Raw genomic sequence first — 25084 nt, 5'->3', positions numbered from 1 at the left:
GGGCGGATCTACTCGGGGTCACGGGGCAGGGCACTCGCCCGTCCACCAGGCGGCGGTTGCCGCGGGAAGCACACCGTCGGGGCAGGGTCCGCTGGCGAGCAGCGGAGTCCCGGGGACCGGGGCCGGCACCGGCTCCGTGCCGAAGTTCACCGCGCAGATCAGGCCCTCGCCGCGGACGATCGCCAGCACCTGCGCAGGCGCGTCCAGCCAGCGCAGGGTGCCGTCGCCGAGCTGCGGCAGGGTGCGCCGCAGCTGGAGTCCGTCGCGGTAGAGGTGCCAGAAGGAGCGGGTGTCCGCCAGGGCGCGGTCGGTGGCGTGCTCGGCGAACCACTCGGGCTGCGGCAGCCACGGCTTGGCGCCGGCCGCTTCCTGGCTGAAGCCGAACGGGGAAGCGTGCCCGGACCACGGCAGGGGCACCCGGCAGCCGTCCCGGACGTGCTTGCGACTGCCCGTGCGGTGGAAGATCGGGTCGGTGAGGACCTCGTCAGGCAGGTCGAGGACCTCGGGGAGGCCGAGCTCCTCACCCTGGTAGACGTAGGCGGCGCCGGGCAGGGCGAGCATCAGGAGGGCTGCGGCGCGGGCGCGGGCGGCTCCCAGTCCACTGCCTTCCACCCCTGGCTCGCCCGCGTAACGGGTGACCGTGCGGACCTGGTCGTGGTTGTTGAGCACCCAGGTGACGGTGGAGCCGGTGCCTGCGATGTCGCGTATCGCCTCGGTGATCGTCGCGCGGAAGGCATCCGCGTCCCAGGGTGCGCTGAGCAGGTCGAAGAAGAACGCCTGGTGCAGTTCGTCGGGGCGGACGTACTCGGCGTGCTGGCGGGCGGTCGGCACGGACACCTCGCCGACCAGCAGCCGCTCGTGGCCGTCGCGGGCGGTGTACTCCTCACACACCGAGCGCCAGCGGCGCCACACGTCGTGGACCTCGGGCTGGTTCCAGGCCAGCTGGTTGACGGCGTCGCGGGCCCGTTCGTCGGCTCCGGGGTCGTCCGAGTCGGGCAGCTCGGGGTGCTTGAACAACCCGGCGGCGACGTCGATGCGGAACCCGTCGACACCCCGGTCCAACCAGAAGCGAAGCACCCGCTCGAAGTCATCGCCCACGGCCGGGTCGCGCCAGTTCAGGTCGGGCTGCTCAGGCGTGAAGAGGTGCAGGTACCACTCTCCGGGGGTGCCGTCGGGCTCGGTCGTCCGGCTCCAGGCGGGCCCGCCGAACATGGCGTGCCAGTTGTTGGGCGGCTGCGCCCCGTCCGGGCCGCGGCCGGGCGCGAAGTGGAAGCGGGAGCGCGGTGCGCTGCCCGGTGCGGCCGTGAGCGCTTCGCGGAACCAGGGGTGCTCGCTGGAGCAGTGGTTGGGGACGATGTCGAGCAGCAGCTTGAGCCCGAGCCGGCGGGCGTCGGACACCAGCCGGTCGAACTCGGCGAGGTCGCCGTAGACGGGGTCGACACCGCAGTAGTCGGCGACGTCGTAGCCGTGGTCGTGCTGCGGCGACGGGTAGAAGGGGCTGAGCCAGATGCCGTCGACACCGAGCTTCCGCAGGTAGGGAAGCCCGGCCCTGACGCCGGCCAGGTCGCCGACGCCGTCCCCGGTGCTGTCGAGGAAGCTGCGGACGTAGACCTGGTAGATCACCGCGTCGCGCCACCAGGAGTCCGGTGCGGTGGCGGTGCGGGAGGGGTGGCCGGTGCCGGCCGGAAGGGTGCTGAGCATCTCGCGTCGACCTATTTCTGCTGAATGCGAGAGCGCCCTGGATCAGGTGCGCTGTTATGCATGCATGTTAAGTAGCAGCGACTGGAAGGTGTCAACGATGTGTCCAGAAACAACTAAAAGTTGGGGTGATTTGTGCTGAATATCCGGATGCACGACTGAGGGCCTCTACTTAACATGTAAGTAGAGGCCCTCAGGGGAGACGGAGAAGTGCGATCAGCCCTTGCGGGAGATGGCCCCGAGTTCGCGCGCAAGCCGCGCCACTGCCTGCTCGGGTGTCTGGCGCAGCGCCATCACGTCCTGCGCCACCGCCTGCACGGCGAGGCTCACCTGGTCGTAGCGCGGGCTCTTCGGCCGCGGTACCGCCGACAGCACGCTCTGCCGGAGCGTGGGCAGGTACGGATGCGCGCGGATCAGCTCGGGGTCCTCGTACAGCGCGGCGCGCACCGGCGGCAGCGAGCCCTCGGTGAGCACCTGCCGCTGGACCCGTTCACTGGTCAGGTAGGAGATCAGATCGGCCGCCGACGCCTGGTGGCGCGAGTTGCTGCCGACGGCGAGGTTGGAGCCACCCAGCACGCTCGTGCCGGGCCCGTCGCGTCCGGGCAGCGGCACGGCGCCGAACCTGCCCGCGATCTTCGACCCGTCCGCGCTCGCGTCCGCGTACACGTACGGCCAGTTCCGGAGGAAGAGCAGCCGGCCGTCCTGGAACGCCTGCCGGGACTCCTCCTCCTTGTAGCCGAGCGCGTCACGGGAGATCCAGCCGTCCCGCACGCCGTCCGCGAGGAACCGCAGTCCGGCGCGCGCGGCCTCGGAGTCCACGGTCACCCGGGCGCCGTCGTCGCGCAGGATCGAACCGCCCGCCGAGTGCACGGCCTCGGTGACGTTGACGGTGAGCCCTTCGTACGGCAGGAACTGGCCGGCATAGCCGTCCAGTCCGTACTTCGGGGCGATCGTGCGGGCCTGTCGGGCCAGTTCGGCCCAGGTACGCGGCGGCTCCTCGCCCTCCCGGTCGAGGATGTCCTTGCGGTAGTAGAGCAGTCCCGCGTTCGTGACGTACGGGACCGCGTACAGCCGGCCGTCGAAGGTCGCGGTGTCGACGACCGGCTGCAGGAAGGTGTCCAGCGGGAAGCGGTCACGCTCGAGCGGGGAGATCCATCCGGCAGCCGCGAACTCGGACGTCCAGGCCACGTCGATGTTCAGCACGTCGAACCGGCCACGGCCCGATCGCAGCTCGCTGATCATCTGGGCCCTCGTCTCGTCGGCCGAGTCGGGCAGTTCGACGAGCGTGACGCGCTCGTCGGGGTGGCCGTCGTTCCAGTCCTCGAGCAACGGGGAGAGGTAGCCGGTCAGATCGCCCGCCGTCACGAGCGTCAGGGGCCGCGGCCGTCGGAGGCCACCCCCGCGTCGGCGCGGACGCCGAAACCGGCATAGCCCGCCAGCACCACCGCCGCGACCAGGAGAGCTCTACCCGCGGCACGCATCCACCGCATAGATTCCTCCCAGTGCACGATCCGGCTGCGCCGCCGACCATCGCGGCCTATATATACCCGTTAGGCATGGGCGATACTAGACGTCCAGGCAGACGAGCCGGACGCGGATGCCATCCGGTCCGGTGTCGAGTGAACCGTTGACTACGGAGCGGGAAGGAGGGGAGCCAGTGCGGCTGGCGCTCCTTGCGCTCCTCACCCGTAGCCCTGCGCACGGTTACGAGCTGAAGCAGGACCTTGAGAAGCTCCTGGGCTCCGCGTACCCTCAGCCCAACGTCGGCCAGATCTACGTCACCCTCGGCCGGCTGGAGAAGAGCGGCCTGATCGAGGGCGAGGACGTCGAGCAGTCGGGCCGGCCCAACAAGCGCACGTACAGGCTGACGGACGCCGGGCGCGAGGCCGTGCTGGCCTGGTTCGAGGACACCGCGGAGGAGCCCCGGGTACGGGACGAGTTCTTCATGAAGCTCGCACTCGCACCGCGGTCGGGTCTGGCCGACCCTGTCGCACTGATCAACAAGCAGCGGCGGCAATACCTCAACACCATGCGGGACCTGTCCAAGCTGGCAGCAGCGGAAGACCGCGACAACAAGATCTCCCAACTGCTGATCGAAGGCGCCATGCTGCACCTGCAGGCCGACCTCGACTGGCTGGAACGCTGCCAGGAGGAGCTGGAATGAGCAACGACGCCACCACCGCTCCTGCCGTGCCCATCGTGCGCGCCGAGGGCCTGACCAAGACGCACAACGGCGAGGGCGTTCCGGTGCACGCCGTGCGCGGGGTGGACCTGTCCGTCCAGCCGGGCGAGTTCGTCGCGATCACCGGGCCGTCGGGAGCCGGGAAGTCCACGCTGCTCCATCTCATCGGCGGCCTCCAGCAGCCCGACAGCGGGAAGTTGTGGCTCGGCGGAGAGCGGGTCGACCAGTACAGCGAGGCCCGCTGGGCCGTCCTCAGGCGCCGCAGCATCGGGGTCGTCTTCCAGTTCTTCAACCTTGTCTCCAACCTGACCGTCGCCGACAACGTCGAACTGCCCGCCCTGCTCACCGGCGCCTCCCCGAAGGCCGCCCGCGAATCCCGCGCCGAACTGCTCGCCGAACTCGGCCTCGAAGGCCGGGAGCGGTCGATGCCCGGCGAACTGTCCGGCGGCGAACAGCAGCGGGTGGCGCTCGCCCGCGCGCTGGTCAACCACCCCGCACTGCTGCTCGCCGACGAACCGGCCGGCAGCCTCGACAGCAAGGGCACCCGCGAGGTGCTGCGGCTGCTCTCCCGTTTCCACCAGCGCGGCCAGACGATCATGATGGTCACCCATGACGCCCGGATGGCCAGTGCCGCCGACCGCGTCATCAGCTTCTTCGACGGGCGCATAGCCGACGACGCGCAGCTCGGCGACGGGCGCCGCGAGCCGGCCGGCGGCGTCCGCGGCGTACTCGAACTGAAGGAGTGACCGTGCGGGCCACTCTGCGCTGGGCGCACGCCGACTTCCGCGCACGCCGCGGCGAAGCCCTCTTCGTCGTACTGGCCAGCGCCGGGATCATCGCCTCGCTCCTGCTGGCCGGCGCACTGTTCAGCTACGCCGCCAATCCCTGGCAGCGGATCTTCAACCAGTCCCAGGGCGCGCACATCTGGTTGCACACCCGCGCCGGGGCGGACACGGACGCCCTGTCCGGCGTGGACGGGGTCGCCGCGGTCTCCGGGCCCTTCCGCACGGCGGCGACGACCGTCGAGTCGCGCGGCGCGCGGGCCGGGGTGACGCTGCGCGCAGCCATGGCGACGCCACCGGAGACAGGGCGGCCGCTCGTCACCGCGGGCAGCTGGCTGGCCGCGACCGACGGCAGCGCCGCGGCAGGCACCGTCGTACTGGAAACCTCGGTCGCGCAGGCGCTGTGGGCGGAGCCGGGCGACACGGTCCAGGTCACGGGGCCGGACGGTGCCCCGCACGCGCTGCGGGTGAGCGGGATCGCCGAGGCGGCCGAGCCCCGCTACCAGCCGGGCGGCGGACCTGGAATCGGCTGGGTGCTCTCCCCCACCCTGGACGAGATCGCACGGGAAGACACCGGACAGAGCGTGGGGCTGCGCCTGGAGGATCCGGACGACACCGACTTCATGGTCCAGCGCGCCGTGACCGTGCTCGGTGCCGACCGGGTGGCCGGCGTCACCAAGTGGCAGCAGGCCCGGGCCGAGGCGGGCGGCGACGACCGGCTCCTCGGGCAGTTGTTCGCCGTCTTCGGGCTCGGTGCGCTGCTCACGGCGGCGCTGGCCGCGGCGGGAGCGGTCGGCGCGCGGGTCCGCGGCCAGCTGAGGGACATCGCCATCCTCAAGGCCGTCGGCTTCACCCCCGGCCAGGTGACCCGCGGCTTCCTCGTACAGCACCTGGCTTTCGCGCTCCTCGGCGTTGCCCTCGGCACGGCGGCGATCGCCCTGCTGGGAGCCCGTATACCGGGGCGGATCGGGGAGGCGGCGGCGGTGTGGCAGGACCTGCCCGGCCACACCGCGCTGATGATCGGCGTCCCCTGCGGCGCGGTGCTGCTGATCGCGGCTGCCACCGCGCTCTCGGCCTGGCGGGCCGGACGGGTGCCACCGGTGCCGGTGGCACGGGCGGCGCTGCCGTCCGCCGCGCCGATGACCGCGCTCGGCAGGCGGGCCCTCGGGGTACGGGTCCCTCCGGCCCTGGTCCTGGGGTGGCGCGCGGCGTTCCCGCGACGCGGCCAGACACTCGTATCGGTGGCCCGGCTGGCCCTGCCGCTGATGCTCATCACGGTCGCGCTCGTCGCCTGGTCGACGCTGGACCAGTTCCGGAGCCGGCCCGCGCAGATGGGACTGCCCGCGGCCCTGACCGTACGGGCCGAACAGCCCGCCGGGTCGTCCGACGCGGAGCTGGAGAAGACCCTCGAGGCGATCCCGGACATCGCCACGGTCCATCCGGGCGCGGAGATGGCGGCGCTCGTACCGGGGCAGACCGGCACCATCACGCTCCGCGGGCTGGGTACGGCCCAGCACCCGTATCCCTCCGCTGTGGTGGAAGGGCGCGCGGTCGGCGGTCCGGACGAGGCAGTGGCCGGGCAGGGGCTGCTGGATCTGCTCGGGGTGCGGATCGGCGACTGGGTACGGATGACCGTCGAGGGACGGCCGCAGATCCTGCACCTGGTCGGCCGCACCATCGAACCCGAATCCGGCGGGCGGGTGGTCACCACGACCATCGACGCGCTGCGGGAGCGCGATCCGCGGCTGCGACCCGAGTTCCATGCCCTGGTGCTGCGCGAGGGGGCGGACCCCCGGGCGGTGAGCGGCGCGCTCACCACGGCGACAGGTGGAACGCTGGAGATCCGGGAGACGCCCAATCCGGCCGACCGGCTGGAACCGGCACGCGGAGTGATCGCCGCCCTGATCGCGGTGCTGGCACTGATCGGGCTGACCGAGCTTCTGACGCTGATCGGCACGGGCGTACGCGACCGGGGCCGGGACCTGCTCGCGCTGAAAGCGATCGGACTCACGCCGCGGCAGATCGGGGCGATGATCGTGACGGCCGCCGGTCTGACCGCGCTCGTATCCGCGCTGGTCGGGACGACGGTGGGTGCACTGTCCGGCAGCTGGCTGGTGGACACACAGGGTGCGTCGAGCGGGATCGGCGCGGGGATCGCCCACCTTCCGCCGTTGCCAGTGCTGCTGACGGTGATCGTCGGGGCCGTGCTGGGGGCGGTGGGGGCGGCGACACTGCCGGCGACACGGGCGGCACGGCGGCGGCTGGCGGACTCGCTGAGCGAGACGCTCTGACGGCGAGCTCGGCGGCCGCATACGCAAAGACGCCCGGCGGGGATGGCCCGGCCGGGCGTTTTCGTATGTCTGCTGTGTGGGTCTGCTCTGCCGCTGGTGGCTTAGTACCAGTGGTTGGCGGACCAGAAGTTCCAGGCGTCGACGGGGCTGCCGTAGCGCTCGTTCATGTAGTCCAGGCCCCACTTGATCTGGGTGGCCGGGTTGGTCTTCCAGTCCGAGCCCGCCGAGGCCATCTTCGAGGCCGGCAGGGCCTGGACCAGGCCGTACGCACCAGAGGAGGAGTTCGTGGCGGTGTAGTCCCAGCCGCTCTCGTGCGAGATGATCTTGTCGAAGGCGGCGAACTGGGCCGGGTCCTTGATCATCTGCTGGGCGATCGCCTTGGCACTCGACGGGGCGGCCTGCGCGGGAACCGCGGCCAGCATGGAACCGGCGACGCCCAGGGCGAGGACGGTACCCGCGAGGGTCTTCTTGGAAGCGGCGATGCGGCGGATGACAGCGTTGGACACGGATTGACCTTCCGAAGGGAACAAGGACGGTCGCGGCACGCCGAAGCATGCGTGAGCCACTCACGCGGAGGAGAGGGGTTCGTCGGCGGCGGGTGAACAACCCCTGCCGCCCTGCGACTCATCCAGTTCTACAGACCTCCCAACCCCCTGGCAACGACCCCTCCTACTAGGGGCCCTCGCAGTCAGGGACCGACGCCCCTCCGGCGGACCCGGACGGATCCGTGCAGGTGGGAGCCGGTGTCAGGCAGCGGGATCGGGCGTTGGGAAGCTACTAGCCCGGTTCGTACGTGACGTGGGTCCTATGGGGCGAGTCACCTCCAGGGCCCCCGAATCTCACCGATTGTCATCGCTCGTACCCCTTCGAGAGGCCCGTCCGCATATCCGAATCGCCCAGGAACAGGGCTCGAAATAACCGATCGACACCCTGATCGTGATGGCGTTAGCTGGCCGGCATGCCAGAACTGCGTACCGATCGTCTTCTGCTGCGCCGGTGGCAGGAGTCCGATCTCGAACCGTGGGCGGCGATGAACGCCGATCCCGAAGTCCGAGAACACCTGGGGGCACTGCTGACGCGGGAGCAAAGCGATGCCGCGGTGGCACTCATGCAGTCCGACTTCGACGAGCGAGGTTTCGGGTGGTGGGCGCTCGAGTCACGGGAGACCGGTGAGTTCCTCGGCCGCGCCGGCTTGGACGAGGTGGACGAGGACATGCCGTTCCCGGGGGTGGACATCGGATGGCGGCTGACGCGTTCGGCGTGGGGTTACGGTTACGCCACCGAGGCCGCCCTGGCCTGCCTGTCCTTCGGCTTCGAGGTCCTCGGGCTGCCGGAGATCATTGCGTCGACGACCGTCAACAACCTTCGTTCGCAGGCAGTGATGCGCCGGATCGGCATGACCCGGAACCCGGCCGACGACTTCGAGGATCCGAGCGTGCCCGAAGGACCGCTTCGCCGGTGCGTGCTGTACCGGCGGACCTCCCGCAAGATGCCCACGGGCTGCACGCCGCGGCGGGACACGGCCCCGTTCGGCTGAGCAGGTCAGAGTTCGGCGGCGGACGGCTCCGTCGCCCGCTCCCAGCTGCCGCACGGCGACGGTCCCGCGCCGGGGGCGGTCAGGCGGCGGGCGTGCGGGTGCAGGTCCGGGTCCAGGACGAGAAGGCAGCCGGGGGCGGCCAGGAAGACGTCGGCGGCGGGTGGCCCCGTGTCCACTGTCGTGCCGTGGGAGTCGATCAGGTTCAGGGCGGTGTCGGTCGCCAGCGCGAGCAGGCCCGACTCGGTGTCCCAGCGGGCGGGATGGAAGCCCGCGTCCGCGCGCTCCCATCGGAGCGTGCCGTCGAGAGCGTAGACCTGCGTCGTCGTTCTGGTGCCGTGCTCGGGGTCGCTGGTGAAACGCTGCGTGAGCGCCTGCGCGCCGAGGAGGGCGCACAACCCGCCGCGAGGGACGGCCAGCTCCCGGGGCCGCGCGGCCGGGCCTTCGGCGAGCGAGGTGGTGTGGTCGCCGACGAGGAGGGCCCGTTCTCCCGTACGGTCCAGGCAGGCGCTGCTCGCCGCGGCCTCCACGGCTGGGCCTGCGCTCCAGCCGCCGTCGCGCCGTTCGAGCGGGTGGTAGCGGGTGCCGGGTGACCGGAACGCCAGCACCGCGCGACTGCCGTCGCCGGACGTGAACAGCTGGGGGTCGGTGCCCTCGACCGGCTCGGGCGGTCCCTGCCGACCGGGCAGTCGGAGCAGATGGCCGCCCGCGCCCTGGGGACTGAGGACGAGCGCGTCCTCGGGAGAGGCGGCCCAGAGCACCAGGTCGGTGCGGCCCGTGTCGGTACGGAGCTCGTCGCCCAGGTGCCACACCACGGAGGACGCGGGGGTCTCGTCCGCGGAGCCGGAACCGACTGCGTCGGGGCACTGCGCTAGGCAGGAGACGTACGGCCGGGAGGCCATTTCGCGGTCGCGCCAGCGGACGCTGCCATCGGCGCGGACCCCCAGGAGCTCCCCGCGGTCACGGTCGAGGAGGATCGCGCCGTGGGTGTCCGCGGACAGGATCACGGGCGCGGAGAACGTGCCGGTGGCGGCCGCGGGCCGGCCACTCGGGCCGGACTGGGCCCGAGGTCCCCAGAACGCGGCCAGGATGACGCCCGCCACCGCGAGCACCAGCACCCCGGCCGGCCATCGTCGGGTACGCAACTCGATCGGCTTCCTCTCAACAGGTGCGGCCGGGCGGGAGACCGCCCGGCCGCCTCCGGTCAGTAGTTGATGTATGCGGCGCAGCTCTCGTCGCGCAGTCGCGAGTCGAAGTCCGCGTGCCCCTTGAAGTACGGCTTGTCCACCTTGGAGATCCGCTTGTTGACGGTGAACGTGCGGGTCTGACCGCCGCGGACGTTGTCCCCGCTGGTCCAGGCCCAAACGTCGGTTCCGTTCCCCTTGCGGACCCGCAGGTAGACGTTGTTGTGCGGGTTGCCGTTGCGCTCGATGGTGAAACTGACGTTCTTCACGTAGACGGTGTTCTGGGTGCCCTGGTCGTACTCCGTGCCGATGCTGAGGACCCCGGTGCTCTTGGTGCAGGAGTTGTACTTGGAGTCGGCGGACGCGCTCTGCGTGGCCAGGAGGGTGGCCGCAAGGCCCACCCCCACGGCCACGGCGACGGTGCGGGCCCGGACGGAAGCAGTCATCATCGAAATTTCTCCGGTGGAACGGCGCCCCGGGAAGGGGCGAGCGGCTGGGACGAGAGGAAACTACGGTCCGCGGCCGTCGCCGATCGACCGACGAGGTGTTGAACTCTTCCCCCCACCAGAGGTGGTGGACGGGGCCCGGCCTCGGCCACCGGGCTGAACCCTTCTCAACCGACAGGTTGAAGACGCGGCACCGCGGCGGTCCTAACATTCCTCGGTGCACATAAATCCAGCCGCCGCCCGGAGAGCCGCCGACATCGCGCTCGGCGTGGTCGTCGCGGCGGCAGGCTGTGTGGCGGGTGCGCAGTACCCCCGGACCGGTGGCTTCCGTTCGACGGATCGGCGTACCTGCTGACCGTGGCAACGGCGCTCACCCTCACGCTCCGGCGCGACCTGCCGGTCGCGGTGCTCCTCGCCTCCTGTCTGGGATACGGCTGCTACCTCGCGCTCGGTCACCCGCCCTCGCTGAACTTCTGGGTGCCGGTGATCGCTCTGGTGAACCTCGCGGCGCAGCGCGCCCCGCGCGTGTCGAGGGCCGCGGGGGTGCTGACGGGGGCGGTCGTCCTGTACAGCGGGCTGCAGGGCGGGCTGTCGCTGCTCCTCGCGAGCATGCAGGCGGTGGTCGTGCCCGCGGTCGCGCTGATCCTCGGCACGAACCAGCGCACCCTGGCGCAGCGCAACGCGGAACTCGCGCGGCTCACGGTGCGGCTGGCCCGGGCGCAGGAGGAGGAGGCCGGCCGGGCAGTGGTGTACGAGCGGATCCGGATCGCCCGGGAGCTGCACGACGTCCTCGCGCAGCAGATGGCGGTGATCACGGTCCAGTCGGGCCTGGCGCGCTACGTGTACTCCTCGGATCCACCCACCGCACAGGCCGCCTTGGACGCGGTGGCGGGCGCGGGCCGGGACGCCCTGGATGAACTGCGCCGACTGCTCGGCGTGTTGAGGGTCGGCCCCGAGGGGGAGAGCGATGCGCCGCCACTGCGACCGCTGCCGGGCATCGACCGCATTCCCGAGCTGACGGAGCGGGTGGAGGCGGCCGGGGTCAGGGTGCGGACGCGTACGGAGGGTGCGGTGCGGCCGCTCGGGCCGGGGCTGGAACTGTGTGCCTATCGGGTGGTTCAGGAATCGCTGACCAATGTCGTCAAGCACGCGGGGGCCACCCGGGCCGAGATCCGCATCCGCTACCTGAGCGACCGGCTCCTGATCACCGTCCGCGACGACGGGCACGGCAGCGGGCAGGGCGGCGGGCACGGCAACGATTCGGCCGTATCGAACACGGGATCGCGCCTGGGCCTCCTTGGATTGCATGAGCGCGTCAAGATCTGGGACGGTGTGCTGAGCGCGGGTGCGCGGCCGGGGGGCGGGTTCGAGGTGCGTCTTGTACTGCCGCTATCGGCGGCCCGGCGGTGACGGTGAGGGCCGCAGGACCACTGCATTACGTGCAACGACCGCGAACGAAAGCCGACCGCCGGGGGCTCCTGTGATCAACATCCTTGTCGTGGACGACCAGGACCTCATCCGAGGTGGGATCGCCGCGCTCTTACGTGCGGCGCCCGGGACCGGGACCGTCACGGAGGCGGCCGACGGCGAGGGCGCTGTCCTCGCGGCCGAGCTCCACCGCCCCGACGTGGTCCTCATGGACATCCGGATGCCGGGGATGAGCGGGCTGGCCGCGGCCGAGAGCATCCTCGAGCTCGGCCTCACGCCGCCGCCCCGCGTGGCCGTGCTGACCACTTTCGACGAGGACGAGTACATCTACGCCGCCCTGCGGATCGGGTGCAGCGGCTTCCTGCTCAAGGACATGCCGCCGGAGCGCCTGCTGAACGCCGTGGCCGTCCTCGCCGCCGGGGACATGTTCTTCGCGCCCACCGTGACCCGCCGCCTGATCGAGGCGTACGCGCCGAAGAGCGCGGCCCGGCCCCTCCGGCGGACGGTGCTCGACCAGCTCACCTCGCGTGAGGTGGAGGTGCTGGAGCTGGTCGCCAAGGGCATGAACAACGAGGAGATAGCCGCGGCCCTCGTGGTGTCGGAAGCGACCGTCAAGACGCACCTCCACCACACGATGACCAAGCTGGACCTGCGCAGCAGGGCTCAGGCCGTCGTCGTGGCCTACGAGTCGGGGCTCGCCTCCCCGGGCCGGACGGACGCGGAGCCGATGGACGCGGCCCGCATCTAGACACGGCCGCCGGTCACTGGTGCCGGGGGCGCTGCATCCGAACCTGCGGTGGCGTGATCTGATCGGTACCTGTTCCAGGTATGGGTCTTTTTGTGGGGGATGTGCAGTGGTGGTCGGGTTTCTGTCTGATCGGTGGCGTGGACGGACAGCGGTGGTCTCGGCCATCGCCGGGTGCGTGGTGCTGGCGGCGTGTACCCCGGCGAAGGTCGAGGAGAAGAAGGCCGAACCGGCTTCTCTTGCCCCGCCGGTCCCGACGGTGATCAGTTGGGACCAGGCCGACGAGGTCCTCAAGCGGGGGTTCCGGCAGACCGCGTCCGCACGGGACGAGAACACCTTGGCGAGCCTGCAGACCGGGTCCCTGCTCCAGGAGAGCGCTGCGCAGCTCAAGCTGGGACGGTGGCCTGACAACCTCGTGCGCAACGCGGAAAAGGGGATGTACCGGCTTGAGTACCTGATCCCCACAGAACGGGACCAGCCCGGATATCCCCGTTCGTTCGCCGTGCTCTTCCGCATGACGGAGAAGGCGGAGAAGGACCGGGCGGCCGGGCTGTACTACTTCGTCCAGGCGGAGCCCGGCGCCCCCTGGAAGGCCGCTGCCAGGACATGGGCGACCGACCGGCCCGCTCCGCAGCTTCCGCCGGAGGAATTCGAGGACCGTGGGTACGGCGCCTACGGCTTCGATGTGCGCGACGCGCCGATCGCCGCTCCGGCCCGGGAACCCGCCGGCGCCGTGACGCTTTCCCCCACCGCGGCGGCCGACCGGCGCGTGTGCGGCCAGTACGCGGAGTACCTGACCTTCACGGCACCGAACGGGGAGCCCGAGAGCGAGTACTTCGTACCGGGCAAGCTGACGGGCGAGGTCGTGAACTCCTACAACGACGAGGACAAGAGGAAGGTGTGGAAGGGCGATCTCCGGCAGCGGTACGCCTTCGAGGTCACGGGGCCCGAGCTGCCGGTGCTGCGGCTGGCGGACGGGAAGGCACTCGTCACGTGCTCGTTCGTCCGGACCGATCACCGCGAGGGGAAGTCCGGCCCGACCACGTCGTTCAAGTACGGCAGTGAGGACGCTGCGAGCCGCCAGACGGACCAGTTGTTGGGCGGCGGCTACAAGTGGTGGCTGACTACCGATGTGCGGCGCGGCGTGACCGCGACGTTCGAGGTACCGGTGCAGGGTCCCGCTGACGTGGTGGGATGCAACTGCCTGAACCCGCCCGTGCTTTCCGCCGAAGGAACTCCCAAGTAGGCCCGCCCGCCCCGCGTATCCAGACTACGGACCGTCCTGTTGACGCCGGCAGTCAGCTCCAGCAGACGTGGAAGTTGGTGGACAGCGACTTCAGCGCGCCCAACTCAGCCGCCAGCTCGGGCGCGGACACCTCAATCGGCCGCCCCTCCACCAGCGGCGCGGAGCTGTAGATCCTGCGCAGTGAGAAGTCCCAACCGGAACGATCCCCGGGATCATGTCCGACCATGACCTTCAACCGGTGCAGCTCGTAACGGATCATGGCGCTCTCCGCTCGCGTGGCGGCGCAGGAGTCCGGACGCCGCCGCCGTCTGCGATGACCGTGGCCCGGCCGACGGCGGCGCTCGTGCGAGGCTGCTACCGATCCTGGGCCCGCAGCAACAGATGACCCCGGCGATACCGCTCCCCTTCGAGGGGCTCGCGCAGCATCCGGCCGACTTCGACGAACCCGGCCTCGCCGGCCAGCCCTGCGAGGTCGTCGATCGGCCATCGGTAGGCCGTCACCACCTTGTGGTCGAACGCCTCCACCGGCCCGCCCTCAGACTCGAAGAAGGCAAGCAGGAGGGTGCCACCCAGGGTCAGAACCCGGCGGAACTCGGCGAAGTACGACGGTATTTCCTGCGGCGGAGCATGGATAACCGAGTACCAGGACACGATGCCGCCGAGCTCGCCGTCGGCCAGGTCCAGGGCGTCCATCGAGCCGACCTCGAACCGCAGGTCAGGGTATGCCTCGCGGGCAAGGTCGATCATCACCGGCGAAAGGTCGACGCCGAAAGCGTCCAGTTCCAGGGCCCGCAGGTGCGCCGTCACATATCCAGGGCCACATCCCAGCTCGGCGACGGGCCCGGCATCAGTGGATCGCGCGAGCTCGGCGAACGCTGCGATAACCGCGCGGTCCAGCGGAAGGCAGTCGAGCCCATTACGGGTGAAATCTGCGTAGTGAACGGCGACGGCGTCGTAGGCATCTACTGTCACACGAAGGTGCGAGGGAAGTTCGGTCACAGGGGACGACACTAGAGCGCTCCCCGGGTCCGTAGGTCACTCGACGGCTTGCCAGGCGGGTTCGAGGCGGTCGAGCAGTGTCTGGAAGGCTGCTGTCGCCTGGTCCCAATCGCCGTCGGCTAGCGGCGCGTGGAGCAGCCCCAGGGTGGCATCGACCAGGAGCCCGGCCTCGGCAACGGCCCTTTCGTCAGACATTCCGAGACCGGCGAACGCGGAAGCGAGCAGGCGCCTCCATTCGGCGAGGAGGTTGCGCATGACCGGGCCGTACCGGCTGGGGTTGAGCACGCTGGCCGTCATCACCTCGAAGGTGACGGGGAGGACGTCACGGCGCTCCGGAGCCGTGAACTGACTCCACAGCTCTTCAATGACGAGCCGCATGCCCGCGGCATCCGCAGGTGCGCCTGCGCTGTCGAGCGCCTGCCGCAAGAACAACAGCGGTCTCCCCTCGTCCTGGGCCAGCGCTTCGGCGACCAGCCGATCTTTGCTGCCGAAGTAGTAGAGGAGCATGCGGTCGCTGGTGCCCAGCGCCTTGGCGAGTGGGCGGAGGGACAGGTCCGCCAGCCCGTTGCAGATCACGTACTCGCGGACCCGGCGCAGCAAATCTGCCCGTTTCCCCAGGTCAGCCGCCCGTCCCATGCCGATCGCCCGCCTCTGAAACCGCCAACCCCGAATGTCGGATATGGGGGGTATTTACTGTAGCACCCGCTACATGTATATTTGGTGTTGTAGCGAGCGCTACATGAACGCGGTCGGTGACACCGACATCACGAGGCGTGAGGCCTCCATCAAGCCAACCGAACGGAGTGATCAGCATGGCCGCCCAGGACGTCGGCCTTCTCGCAGCACACAGTGACGGGCGGTCCGGCGGGCTTCGCCTCCGCCGACAGACCTGCCGGAGCGGGTCGGTCCTGCCGGATTTCGCGCGCGGCGGGCAGTGCGTTGACGGTCGTACCCGCGCCTCCTGGGTCGCACGGCAGATGGCACTGTGGTCGCGAGCCCTGGCCCCATACGGCGCCTCGCCCATCTGTGCCGGCATATGGGACACGTCCTGGCCCGTGGCTCGTGAACCGGCCTCGGTCGGCCATGCCCGGCGAGTCCTTACAGCCCAGCTGTCCTCCTGGGGACTTCACGAAGTGACCGACACCTCTCGGCTCCTGGTCAGCGAACTGGTCACAAACGCTTTGCGCCATGCTCACGGCCCGGTCCGGGTCAATCTGCGCGTGCACGGTGCCGTCCTGCGCTGCGAGGTGGAGGACGGCAGCGCGACCGGCCCCGTCCCCCGCACCGCCGGCATCGATGCCGAAAGCGGACGTGGCATCGAACTCGTCGACGCCCTGGCCCAGGACTGGGGCAGCGATCGCACGACCACCGGCAAAACGACTTGGTTCGAACTGGCCGTCCCCAACCCCGGTCACGACCAGGCACACTAGGCGTCCCCGGCGCCGCCGATGTGACGCACCCGGATGCCTCACCGGAACCGGAACCGGCGTAGGACCTTCAGTGATGCTCTACCCAGCCGTGCCGGATGGCGTATCCGCCAAGCTGCATCCGGGTCCGAACTCCGGCTATGTCCATGAGGTGGCGCAGGCGTCGGTGCAGCGTACGCGGCGACAGACCAAGCTGTGTCGCGGCCGTCGGGTCGGTCAGGCCGGCCAGAAGCAGCGCGAGGATCCTGCGGTCGAGGTCGGTCGGGCCTTCCGGACCAACCTCGACGGTGGTTTCGGCTTCTCCGCCGGCGCCCGACAGCTCGAGCGGGTGGGCGGTGCGCCATACCGTCTCGAACAGCGCGTCCAACGCGTCCAGCAGACCGCTGCGGTGCAACAGCACGGCACCGGGTTCGCCGTCCGGTGTGACCGCGAGCGGGACAAGGCCGAGGTCGGCGTCGGCCAGCACGAGTTTCATCGGCAGGTGGTCGGCGACACGGAGTTGCACGCCGTTGTTCAGCGAACGGATCGCATCGGTGATGATGCCCGGCTCTGCCAGCACGGCCCGGTCCAGTACCGCCCGGAAGTGCACGCCGCGGCCGATGGCCACGGGTTCGGCCGTGTTCTCGTCGGGCGGCACGGCGACGAACGGTGCGGTGATGAAGGTGCGGACCTGGGTGCGGGCTGCCTGCTGCACCTGCAGGAAGCGATGACGGATGGCGTCGACGCCCGTGACGACCTCGATCAGATCGTTGATGCTGCTCCCGGTCATCGCCGCCCGGTGTTCCTCGGCGAAGCTCACCAGTGCCTGCTCGGCCATGCGCAGCCCGTCCCGCCGCTGGCTGATGAGAGCGCCGAGCGCCATGGCCGGCGGCGCGGCGGTGAACTGCTCGTCCGCCGACCTGGTCACCAGTCCCCACGTGACGAGGCGGGACAAAGCCTTGTCCACGTCGGCTTGCGATTCGACGAGAAGGTCCGACAGCAGCTTCGCGGTGGAATTCGGCCGTCCGAGCAGTGCCCGGTAGACGCGCTCGTCATCGGGTTCGAGGCCCAGAACATCCAGCATCGGCGACCGGCTCTCTTCCTCTTGCCGCAGCGGGGAGAGTATGCGCCATGGCGGCAGTCCCTGAACAGTCCCTGCTGGGAGCAGGTCTGACGGGAAGGGTCCCGGGGAGTCGCCTCCCCGGGACCCGACAGTGCGGTTCATCGCAGGCCGTACGCCCGGATGATCTCGTTCTTGACGCTGAAGCCGCGGTCCGTTTCGGCGCTCGCGCGGACCGAGACGAAGCCGCCGGGCTTCTTCGCCGTCCTGAACGCACCCGTCCAGGAGCCGTGGGCGTCCTCGGTCAGGGTCACCTTCTGCCAGGTGGCGCCGTCGTCGTACGAGACGTCCAGCTTGACCGTGGTGACCTTGCCCGGCACGGTGCCGCCGTCCATCGACACCGGCTTGAGCGCGATCTCCTGGGTCGCGTTGGCCTTGACGTCGCCGTGCAGGTCCGACTCCAGCTTGTAGTCCAGGTTCAGCACCGAGAACCGCTCGAAGAAGTCCGAGTCGACGGTGTCGGACATGAACGTCCACTCGGTGTGGGTGCGCGTCGACAGCCGGAAGACGTCACCGGGCCGCTCCACACCGAGGACGGCGCGGTAGGGCAGATTGCCCGCCGGCACCTCCTGCCACTGCATGTCCCCGCTGACCGGGTTGTCGTGGATCAGCGTGTCGCCCTGGAATACCTGCAGGTGGGAGGGCGTCTCACCCCACGGCAGGAAGCCGCCCAGCCGCATGTTGTCGCTGGCGGAGGCCCACGCCTGCACGTTCCAGGTCATGTAGTTCTGCCAGCGGGAGTTGTACACGCCGAAGGACTCGCCCTGGCCGGGCCGGGTCGCCGGGGCGAACCAGTCCAGACGGGTGGTGCTGCCCTTGGCGTACGTGTTGTCGCCCGAGACCATCGACCACGGCAGGGCTCCGTCGACGCCCTGCGTGTGGAACTCCCGCCAGACCTGGCCCGGGGTCACCCATTCGGTGCGGGTGCCCGGGTGCCACTCGCGCTCGGCGAAGTTGAACGACGGGCTGAGGGTGAAGTCGGAGCGGTAGCCTTCCGCCGGCCCGCCGTCGGTGGCCGAGTAGTAGCGGGCGTCGATCCGGGCGAGGTCACCGTTGGCCGGCTTGTAGACCAGGGCCCGGTCCGGAACCTGGCCGGGGTACTCCCGGGTCAGGTCGTAGACGAACGGCGTGTACTCGGTCTGCTTCGCGGTCAGCTGGAACTTCCCGGCCTTGGCCATCGAGACAAGGGTCTTCCCCGCGTCGCGGTGCACGGTGGCGACCGGGATGGTCGACTCGCCGACGTACTCGATCAGGGTGCCGGCACCGTCGTTGACCACGATCAGCGCCTTCGCACCGGCCGCGACGGCCGCCTGGGTGCGCTCCTGCGGCGATACCTCGTCGCTGCGCTCGATGACGACGGCCTTGCCCTTGGCTCCGGCCTTCTTGTACGCGGCCGCCGCGCCGTTGCCCGCGTAGACGACGTCCAGCTTGTCCGTGGCGGTGCCCAGGGCGCTGCCCGCCTGTACCAGGGCCTCGTATTGGAGCCGACCGCCCAGCGCGCTCAGGCTGAGCTGCGGCTCGCCCTTGCGCCAGCGGGTGGTCAGCATGAACTCGCCCTGCTTCATGGGCTCCGTCGGCGCGATGTAGACATCGTCGTACGTCAGCGGCAGCACGTACGCGCTGCGGTAGTCCATGTACGGGTCGAGGCCCTTGTAGTGGACGTTGAAGTCGACCTTGCGCTGGCGGTCCTCGGTGCGCTGCGGCGCCTCCGTCTGCAGCAGCCGTGCCTTGCTCGCGTCCAGCACCACGTCCACGGGGCGGTCCTTGAGCAAGGTCTCCGGTTGGACCAACACGGCCAGACCCGAGCGGTCCGCCTTCTCGCCGGCCACGTCGAGGTACGCCGCGACGGTGTACTGGCCGGGTGCCATGCGCATGGTCGTCGAGCCGTCGACGTAGACGTTCCACGGCCAGAAGTCGCCGGCCAGGTTGACCGTGGCCCAGCCCGCGGCGGGCTTGCCGTCACGGCCGACCAGTTTGATGTTCAGGTCGTAGCGCTCCTCCTCCTTGAGCAGCGCCACGGAGGTGCGGGTCACCGGCTTCCCGGTGGTCGCGTCGGTGCCTGTCACGTAGCCGACGTGCCGGCCGGCCGAGGCGGTTTGCGGGTCACTGGTCACCGGGACGGCGGCGGTGCCGCCCGCGGGGACGGTCACGGTGGTGGCTCGCAGCGTGAACGGGCCGCCGTCGTTGGTCAGCGCCAGGTTCAGCTTGACTTCGGTGGAACCGGAGTTGGTGAAGGTCAGGTCCTTCGTGACGGCGACGTCGCTCGGCTCGTGCGGCCATGTGTAGTTGCCGAAGAAGAGCGATCCGGTGCTGCGGACGGTGGTGCGCACGGCGGCGGCCACGTCGAGGCGGCCGGCGCCGACCTCGTACGGCGAGTACCGGTCGTGCAGGTCCTTCGCGGTGCTCATCAGGTGTTCCTTGAGCTGGGCGCCGGTCCAGTCCGGGTGCTGCTGGGCCAGGATCGCCGCGGCGCCGACCACGTGCGGGGTGGCCATCGAGGTGCCGCTGAGGGTGCGGTAGAGGCCCGCGCCACCGTCGGTCATCTCCTGGGAGCGGGCCGCGGTGATGTCCACGCCGGGCGCCGCGATGTCCGGCTTCATGGCGCCGGAGTAGGCCAGCGGGCCGGTGCTGGAGAAGGACGCGAGCTGGTCCTGCTTGTCCGTGGCGGCCACGGTCAGCGCCGAGGCGGCCGCACCCGGGGCGGATATGCTCTCCGGGCCGGCGTTGCCGGCGGCGATGACGAACAGCGTGCCGTACTGCGCGGACAGCGCGTCCACGGTCTGCGACATCGGGTCGCTGCCGTCCGTCGGGTAGGAGTCGCCGAGGCTCATGTTGACGACGTCCGCACCGGTCTCGGCGGCCCACTGCATACCGGCCATGACCCAGGAGTCCTGGCCGTAGCCCTCCGCGCCGCCGAGCACCTTGCCGACGACCAGGTCGGCGCCGGGGGCGACGCCCTTGTTGTCACCGCCGGACGCGGCGCCCGAGCCGACGATCGTGCCGGCGACGTGCGTACCGTGCCCGTTGACGTCGGTGACGGCCTCTCCCGGCACGAAGCTGGCCGTGCCGTCGATCAGGCCCGCGAAGTCGGGGTGGTTGACGTCGATGCCGGTGTCGAGCACCGCGACCTTGACGCCCTTGCCGGTGTACCCGGCCGCCCAGGCCTCGGGCGCGCCGATCAGCGGCACGCTCTCCTTGAGGCTGGCCTTCACCCGACCGTCGAGCCACAGCTTCGCCACGTCCGCGCCCAACGTCGCGCTGCCCTGCGGCGCGACGGTGGTCCAGAAGGTGCGGGCCTGCCGCTTCTCGGTGCTGAGCGCGGCACCGCGGATGCCCTTGAGGTCGCGGGTCAGCTTGCTGCCCTGTGGGGCCGTCGGCGGGGCGGCCGAGCGGGACTTCGACTGGGCGTACGTCGCGATCAGCGGCACAGCGGCCGTCTTCGCGTCGTCGTAGCCCATCTCGATCAGGTCGGTGACGTTGAACAGCCGCCGGTCCAGCTTGTCCGTGCCCAGCAGCGGCGCCGCCTCGTCCGGGATGACGAACAGGTCACCCTTGATCTCCTGGACCTTGACGCCGCCGACGGCGCTGTCCGGCCGGTCGACGTCGGCGATCTGCTTGCCGTCGGCCATCGTGGTGACCGTGACGACGTCGCCGGTGACCAGGGTGACCTTGTGGGTCGCCGAGGGCTTGGCTGGAACGGTGGGCTTGCTCGGAGCGGCTTGAGCGGGCGCTTGCATGACTGCGAGCCCCGACGCCAGCAGCGGCACCACGGTGGCGGCCGAGATCAGCTGCCAACGCCTGCGCCGGAAGGCGGAAGCCTGAGAGGGGAGAACATGCCATGGGTCTATCGGCCCAGGAATGCCGACGTGAAGACCTGCTGACGGCAAGTCCTCGCCATGGCAAGGACTTGCCAGCCGTGAACCGCGCGAATCCGCGCAAGGCCACACGTTCCGCACGTAGGCATTCAGCCGGCATGTGCAGCGCGAAGCCGACCCTTGCCGACCGCTCACCGCCGGGGTGACGGGGCACAGGCCACCATGGTCAGCCCAGGCCCACCCCCTAACCTGTGACCGGCCGCCGGAGCACGACGCCCCGGCTGCGGGCCACATGAGTGCGGGGGACGAACGTGAGCAGGAGCAAGGGCGTAGCCGTGTGGGCGGCTGTGGCAGGGGTCGCGGCGCTCGCGGGCACCCTCGTCGTCGGCGGGGTCGTGCTGGCTTCGGCCGAGGATGACGGCCGTGACGGCTGGGTCCGGGAACCTGCGGGCGCGAAGGCCCTCGCCCGCCCAGGCGGAGACCCCTCGCGAGGCACGGTCGCGGCGGAACTCGCCGCCGCCGCCACCGCCGCCGGGCTCACACCGGACGCCCCGTCCCCCGCCGAGGAGGGTGAGCTCGCCGACTGCATCGCGGACTGGACGGGCGACGGCCCCGCCGACGACGGCCGGCTGGCGGCCCTCGAAACCGCCCTGGAACAACGCGGCTGGCAGGTCACGGCCCGCCACGGCGAGCCCGTTCCGGCGGTGGCGCTGACCAGCGGCTCCTGGCGCCTGGAGTTCACCAACGGCGGCCTCGTCGACAAGCTCTCGCTGGTGGCGACCCGCTCCGGCCAGACCTGCGACGAGGCCTTCCGCCGCGCAGAAGCGACCCGGGGGCCGCGGGGCTAGGGCCTGTCCGGCGGATCGGATACTGCCGGACAGGCCCCGGGCCGGATGGACTCAGCGCTTGAGCATGAAGGTGAAGTCGCCCGAGAGCTTGCCGCTCAGGCGGACCGTCGACACGAGGTTTCCCTCGACGAGCAGCCTCTCGACCTCGGCACGCGAAAAGCCGAAACCTTCGGCGATCAGTCGCATCGGCCGCACAGGAATCCGCGCCGCAAAGCGGACCGATACCTCGATCGCCTCACCCTCCGGCTGATGCGGTTGACGCGGCTGATCCGGCTGATGCGGCGCGCCGCTGTCGAGGCGCCATGCGTTGTCCCAGTCGAGGGCGATGCGATTGCGGCGCCGTACGACCGGGTCCTGGAGCAGTTCGGCTGCCAGGCCGGGGTCGTTGTCGTGCATCAGGTTCAGGAGCTCGGGTCGTACGGAACGCACGTTCATCCGCTCCAGGATGGTGAGTTTGGTGGTGTCCCCGCACTCGGTGCACAGTGCGAGGAGCCAGGCGTCGAGGAGCTTGTGGTTCGCGTTGACGCGGAATTTGCCGTTCGCCCGGAAGCGCCCGGAGGCGCATCTGTGGCAACGGCGGAGAATTATCGGCAGGCAGGTGGGCACGACCACCCAGGTTTTGGACACAGAAATACACCGGTTCCAGTGAGAAGACCGCAGCGAAAAGGAGCACGTCGCACAGGTGCGACGCGCGACGGATCAGCGCTCGGGGGTCTCACTTGGTGTACAACGGCACGTCCTTGACAGGGTGACTGCGGGCGGGAGCACGGTAACGGCACACGGGAGTGCGGCTCCACTGGTTTTCGGGCGGGTGGCGACGCCGCGCGGCGAGCGCCCGCACCACGCTCGCCCCCCGGACATCCCCTAGAGCCCGATCCAACGGGCCATTGCACGGGCTGTGCCCCGAGGCCGAGAGAGGGCTCGTCGCGCAGCGCCCGTGGATCGCACGCTTGTACCGCTGCACCGCTTCACGGCATGCATCCGACGCTCGGACCATCGGCTCCCCAAGGCGGCCCGGCCATTGTGGCGCCCATTCGGGTCAGTCCCTGGCCGTGCCTGACCCCCTCGTCGGGCGGCGCTTCGCATGCTGGACACGGCGCTGTCGCGTATCCGCCCTTTCCCCAACGACAAGGAGTACCGGATGTCCTCGGACGTGGTTGAACGCTTTCTGGCGGCTCTCGATCCGACCACCCGGGAGGCTCTGGGCCGCCAGGAGCGCGGGGAGCAGGAGCGGCTCGCCGCTGCGTGGGAGAAGGAACTCGAACAGGACACCGACCTCGACACCCTGGACGAGCTGTCGCCACCGGCTGCCGAGCAGGAGGCTGCCCGTCGGGTGGTGGAACGACTCACGGAGTAGGCCGTTCGGCTCGCGAACAGATCCCGCAGGGCCCGCCTCGGCGCTCATCAGGTGTGGAGGCGGCCGTTGGGACCGTCCTGGCCGCCGGCCTCGTTGAACCAGTAATCCCCACGGCCAGGCACCCCAGAGAGAGCCGTCGTCATCGGCGGTGCGTAGGACAAGCGCGCGTCGCCGACGGGCATGCGTCGCGAGCGAGGAGCGGTAGCGTCTGCGGCGCCCGGCCAGGACACCGTCCACGCCCAAGCACGAAGGCCCCTGCCGGGCCCGTAGTCACTCGACCGGGTCCTGTCATGCACCCGACCCGGCCAAGGGCCCTGCCCTGCGTACTGCGCGCTCGCGAGGCAATCACGGCGGCGACCTGGTCCTCAGACGCCGCCCCTGGTCAACTGTCCACACCGGGCCCCACGCTGCCCAGCCCTCCCCCTACGCAGGTGGCGACCGAGTCCTGACAGCCCGTCACATGAGCCGGGAAGGGTGAGGGTGCCGTGCCTGCCCTCGACCCGCCGCCGGCCCGAGAGACCGGTCTTCGACAGAGGTCGAGAGAGGCTCCGCCCCAGAGCCGGTGAAGTCGACATGTGAAGACGCCTGCCTGGGCGGGGCAGATGCCACGTACGGTCGGGCGGTGGACCGCGGTGTGCCGTCACGGCTGTCGCGCCTCACCCGGTTGGAGACCGGTCTTGTCCGTTGACGTCGCCGGAACAGGAGCAAGCAGATGCGCCTTTACGCCCAGACTCGAGCACGTCGTTGCCGACAGGTGCTCGCTGACCTTGTCGCCGTGGTCCTGGTGGTGGCCGCAGTGAGGTTCGCGCTGGCTGTCCGCAATGGGATCATGCTGCTGGCCGAGCCGGGGCGGAAGGTGGAGGACGCGGGCGGCAGTCTCGCCTCCGGCCTCAACGATGCGGGGAATGCGGCCTCGAACGTGCCGCTGGTCGGGGGCATCCTGAAGAAGCCGCTGCAGTCCGCCGCCGAGGCCAGCAACGGGCTCTCCGATGCCGGGCAGTCGATGCAGGACATCGTCGGCCGCTTGGCCAACCTGACCGCATTCGCTCTGATCGTCACCTCGGTGGCTTTCGTGCTGGCCCTCTGGCTTCCCCCGCGCGTGCGCTGGATCCGGCGCAGTGCTCTGATCCGAGGCCTTGTCGACGCTCCCGGTGGTGCTGATCTGCTTGCACTGCGTGCCCTGACCGGGCCGGTGGCAGACCTCGCCGCGGTCTCCGTTCCGCCCGGGGGTCTCGCCGATGCCTGGCGCCGGGGAGACGAAAGCGTGATCGGTGACCTGTCCCGGGTGGCGCTCAGGCAGGCCGGTCTGAGCCCCTGAAGGCTGCCGTTGATGCCCCGTCGGCTTGCAGTGACGGCGACGGGGACTGAGCGTCATCGCAAGGGGCAGGCGCGGGCCTGGGGTCCCCAGTGCCGTGACCCGGCGGCCCGGGACCTCTGCGGGGTCGGGTGGTCAGGCCGGCGTGTGCAGCGGCCCCTGAGCGCGGAGACGCCGCAAGGGCGGTTGCCGTCGTCGGCAACCGCCCTTGAGACACTACCCAGTTGTTACTAGGAGCCCAGGTGACCGGCCTCGGCCCACTCCTTCTCGCCCTCCGTCGCGCAGGTCGAGGTGTACACGGGGCCGAGCGCCGCCGGAACGGCCGCAAGGGAGGAACAGTTGGACGAGAAGGCCTTGTGGCCGCCGGAGAAGTAGTCGATGTCGACACCGTCGTTGGCCAGGGCGGCGCCGGCGCCACCCAGCAGGACGCCCGCAGCCAGGACAGACGTGGTCAGAGCAGAACGGATACGCATGGCTCTCCTAAGGATTCCTCGAAGACGCGATGGCAGATGTGCGCGTCAGCCGGTGCAACATCAAGATGAGGCCGTAGGGAACGCAGACTCACTCCGATGGCTCCCTAACTGCCCTCGGCCGCCGGAATCGCGATGCCGACGAAGACGGACCGGCCGTGTCCGGCGCCGCCGTGCTGCGGCGCCGGCTGATCGCCCTTTCCGGCGCCTGAACACCC

General features: G+C 70.3%; 22 protein-coding genes and 1 pseudogene. 11 read left to right on the top strand and 12 right to left on the bottom strand.

Annotated elements, in window-relative coordinates:
* Positions 1–18 precede the first annotated feature (18 nt).
* Positions 19–1701 carry a glycoside hydrolase family 13 protein gene (locus JIW86_RS37465; RefSeq protein WP_257558776.1) on the bottom strand — a complete coding sequence of 561 codons (1683 nt, stop codon included), beginning with the start codon at positions 1699–1701 and terminating at the stop codon, positions 19–21.
* A gap of 213 nt (positions 1702–1914) precedes the next feature.
* Positions 1915–3188, bottom strand: a pseudogene (locus tag JIW86_RS37460) (ABC transporter substrate-binding protein).
* 167 nt (positions 3189–3355) lie between these two features.
* On the opposite strand from JIW86_RS37460, the gene JIW86_RS37455 reads away from it, so the two are divergent.
* From JIW86_RS37455 to JIW86_RS37445, 3 genes are read left to right on the top strand one after another with little or no spacing between them, the layout of a single operon-like run.
* The gene (locus JIW86_RS37455) at positions 3356–3862 is read left to right on the top strand and encodes a PadR family transcriptional regulator (RefSeq protein ID WP_257558775.1); all 507 of its coding nucleotides are present in this window, start codon (positions 3356–3358) and stop codon (positions 3860–3862) included.
* Positions 3859–4626 carry an ABC transporter ATP-binding protein gene (locus JIW86_RS37450; protein WP_257558773.1) on the top strand — a complete coding sequence of 256 codons (768 nt, stop codon included), beginning with the start codon at positions 3859–3861 and terminating at the stop codon, positions 4624–4626. Before JIW86_RS37455 ends, JIW86_RS37450 begins: the two co-directional genes overlap by 4 nt.
* 2 nt (positions 4627–4628) lie before the next feature.
* A complete protein-coding gene (locus JIW86_RS37445; RefSeq protein WP_257558772.1) occupies positions 4629–6953 on the top strand; it encodes an FtsX-like permease family protein in 2325 nt (774 codons plus the stop codon).
* Positions 6954–7054: 101 nt separating this feature from the next.
* Here JIW86_RS37445 and JIW86_RS37440 read toward each other — a convergent pair whose 3' ends face one another.
* Complete coding sequence (locus JIW86_RS37440; protein ID WP_257552628.1) at positions 7055–7459, bottom strand: transglycosylase SLT domain-containing protein; 405 nt, start codon at positions 7457–7459, stop codon at positions 7055–7057.
* Between the two features lie 452 nt (positions 7460–7911).
* Here JIW86_RS37440 and JIW86_RS37435 point away from each other — a divergent pair, with 452 nt between their 5' ends.
* On the top strand, positions 7912–8490 hold the full coding sequence (locus JIW86_RS37435; protein WP_257558771.1) for a GNAT family N-acetyltransferase: 579 nt from the start codon (positions 7912–7914) through the stop codon (positions 8488–8490).
* A gap of 5 nt (positions 8491–8495) precedes the next feature.
* On the opposite strand, the gene JIW86_RS37430 is transcribed toward JIW86_RS37435, so the two are convergent.
* Both JIW86_RS37430 and JIW86_RS37425 read right to left on the bottom strand, forming a co-directional pair.
* Positions 8496–9632, bottom strand: coding sequence for a hypothetical protein (locus JIW86_RS37430; RefSeq protein ID WP_257558770.1), 1137 nt, complete (start codon positions 9630–9632; stop codon positions 8496–8498).
* A 59-nt stretch (positions 9633–9691) separates the two neighbouring features.
* Positions 9692–10120 carry a hypothetical protein gene (locus JIW86_RS37425; protein ID WP_257558769.1) on the bottom strand — a complete coding sequence of 143 codons (429 nt, stop codon included), beginning with the start codon at positions 10118–10120 and terminating at the stop codon, positions 9692–9694.
* Between the two features lie 354 nt (positions 10121–10474).
* Here JIW86_RS37425 and JIW86_RS37420 point away from each other — a divergent pair, with 354 nt between their 5' ends.
* The 3 genes from JIW86_RS37420 (at position 10475) to JIW86_RS37410 (ending at position 13536) form a co-directional block, all read left to right on the top strand.
* Positions 10475–11527, top strand: coding sequence for a sensor histidine kinase (locus JIW86_RS37420; protein WP_257558768.1), 1053 nt, complete (start codon positions 10475–10477; stop codon positions 11525–11527).
* Between the two features lie 70 nt (positions 11528–11597).
* A complete protein-coding gene (locus tag JIW86_RS37415; protein ID WP_257558767.1) occupies positions 11598–12293 on the top strand; it encodes a response regulator in 696 nt (231 codons plus the stop codon).
* A gap of 151 nt (positions 12294–12444) precedes the next feature.
* Positions 12445–13536, top strand: a complete 1092-nt coding sequence (locus tag JIW86_RS37410; RefSeq protein WP_257558766.1) for a hypothetical protein — start codon at positions 12445–12447, stop codon at positions 13534–13536.
* A 52-nt stretch (positions 13537–13588) separates the two neighbouring features.
* On the opposite strand, the gene JIW86_RS37405 is transcribed toward JIW86_RS37410, so the two are convergent.
* From JIW86_RS37405 to JIW86_RS37395, 3 genes are all read right to left on the bottom strand, one after another.
* The gene (locus JIW86_RS37405) at positions 13589–13795 is read right to left on the bottom strand and encodes a hypothetical protein (RefSeq protein WP_257558765.1); all 207 of its coding nucleotides are present in this window, start codon (positions 13793–13795) and stop codon (positions 13589–13591) included.
* 95 nt (positions 13796–13890) lie between these two features.
* Positions 13891–14535 carry a class I SAM-dependent methyltransferase gene (locus JIW86_RS37400; RefSeq protein WP_257558764.1) on the bottom strand — a complete coding sequence of 215 codons (645 nt, stop codon included), beginning with the start codon at positions 14533–14535 and terminating at the stop codon, positions 13891–13893.
* Positions 14536–14571: 36 nt separating this feature from the next.
* Entirely contained in the window at positions 14572–15171 is a 600-nt protein-coding gene (locus JIW86_RS37395) for a TetR/AcrR family transcriptional regulator (protein WP_257558762.1), read from the bottom strand.
* Between the two features lie 176 nt (positions 15172–15347).
* On the opposite strand from JIW86_RS37395, the gene JIW86_RS37390 reads away from it, so the two are divergent.
* Positions 15348–15965, top strand: coding sequence for an ATP-binding protein (locus tag JIW86_RS37390; RefSeq protein ID WP_322975578.1), 618 nt, complete (start codon positions 15348–15350; stop codon positions 15963–15965).
* A gap of 67 nt (positions 15966–16032) precedes the next feature.
* Here JIW86_RS37390 and JIW86_RS37385 read toward each other — a convergent pair whose 3' ends face one another.
* On the bottom strand, positions 16033–17025 hold the full coding sequence (locus tag JIW86_RS37385) for a helix-turn-helix transcriptional regulator (protein WP_215140399.1): 993 nt from the start codon (positions 17023–17025) through the stop codon (positions 16033–16035).
* Positions 17026–17162: 137 nt separating this feature from the next.
* Positions 17163–20798, bottom strand: coding sequence for a S8 family peptidase (locus JIW86_RS37380; protein WP_257558761.1), 3636 nt, complete (start codon positions 20796–20798; stop codon positions 17163–17165).
* 389 nt (positions 20799–21187) lie between these two features.
* Here JIW86_RS37380 and JIW86_RS37375 point away from each other — a divergent pair, with 389 nt between their 5' ends.
* Positions 21188–21724 (top strand): hypothetical protein, encoded by a 537-nt coding sequence (locus JIW86_RS37375; RefSeq protein WP_257558760.1) that lies wholly within the window; start codon positions 21188–21190, stop codon positions 21722–21724.
* 51 nt (positions 21725–21775) lie between these two features.
* Here JIW86_RS37375 and JIW86_RS37370 read toward each other — a convergent pair whose 3' ends face one another.
* Positions 21776–22351: a DUF1062 domain-containing protein gene (locus JIW86_RS37370; protein WP_257558759.1), complete on the bottom strand. Its 576-nt coding sequence runs from the start codon at positions 22349–22351 to the stop codon at positions 21776–21778.
* 514 nt (positions 22352–22865) lie between these two features.
* On the opposite strand from JIW86_RS37370, the gene JIW86_RS37365 reads away from it, so the two are divergent.
* Both JIW86_RS37365 and JIW86_RS37360 read left to right on the top strand, forming a co-directional pair.
* Positions 22866–23081, top strand: a complete 216-nt coding sequence (locus JIW86_RS37365; protein WP_215140403.1) for a hypothetical protein — start codon at positions 22866–22868, stop codon at positions 23079–23081.
* A gap of 712 nt (positions 23082–23793) precedes the next feature.
* Positions 23794–24399: a hypothetical protein gene (locus JIW86_RS37360; RefSeq protein WP_257558758.1), complete on the top strand. Its 606-nt coding sequence runs from the start codon at positions 23794–23796 to the stop codon at positions 24397–24399.
* A 227-nt stretch (positions 24400–24626) separates the two neighbouring features.
* On the opposite strand, the gene JIW86_RS37355 is transcribed toward JIW86_RS37360, so the two are convergent.
* The gene (locus JIW86_RS37355) at positions 24627–24869 is read right to left on the bottom strand and encodes a hypothetical protein (RefSeq protein WP_257558757.1); all 243 of its coding nucleotides are present in this window, start codon (positions 24867–24869) and stop codon (positions 24627–24629) included.
* Positions 24870–25084 lie beyond the last annotated feature (215 nt).

It is taken from the genome of Streptomyces sp. NBC_00162 (assembly GCF_024611995.1).
Lineage (GTDB): Bacteria > Actinomycetota > Actinomycetes > Streptomycetales > Streptomycetaceae > Streptomyces.
This window is presented reverse-complemented; position numbering and strand designations above follow the sequence as displayed.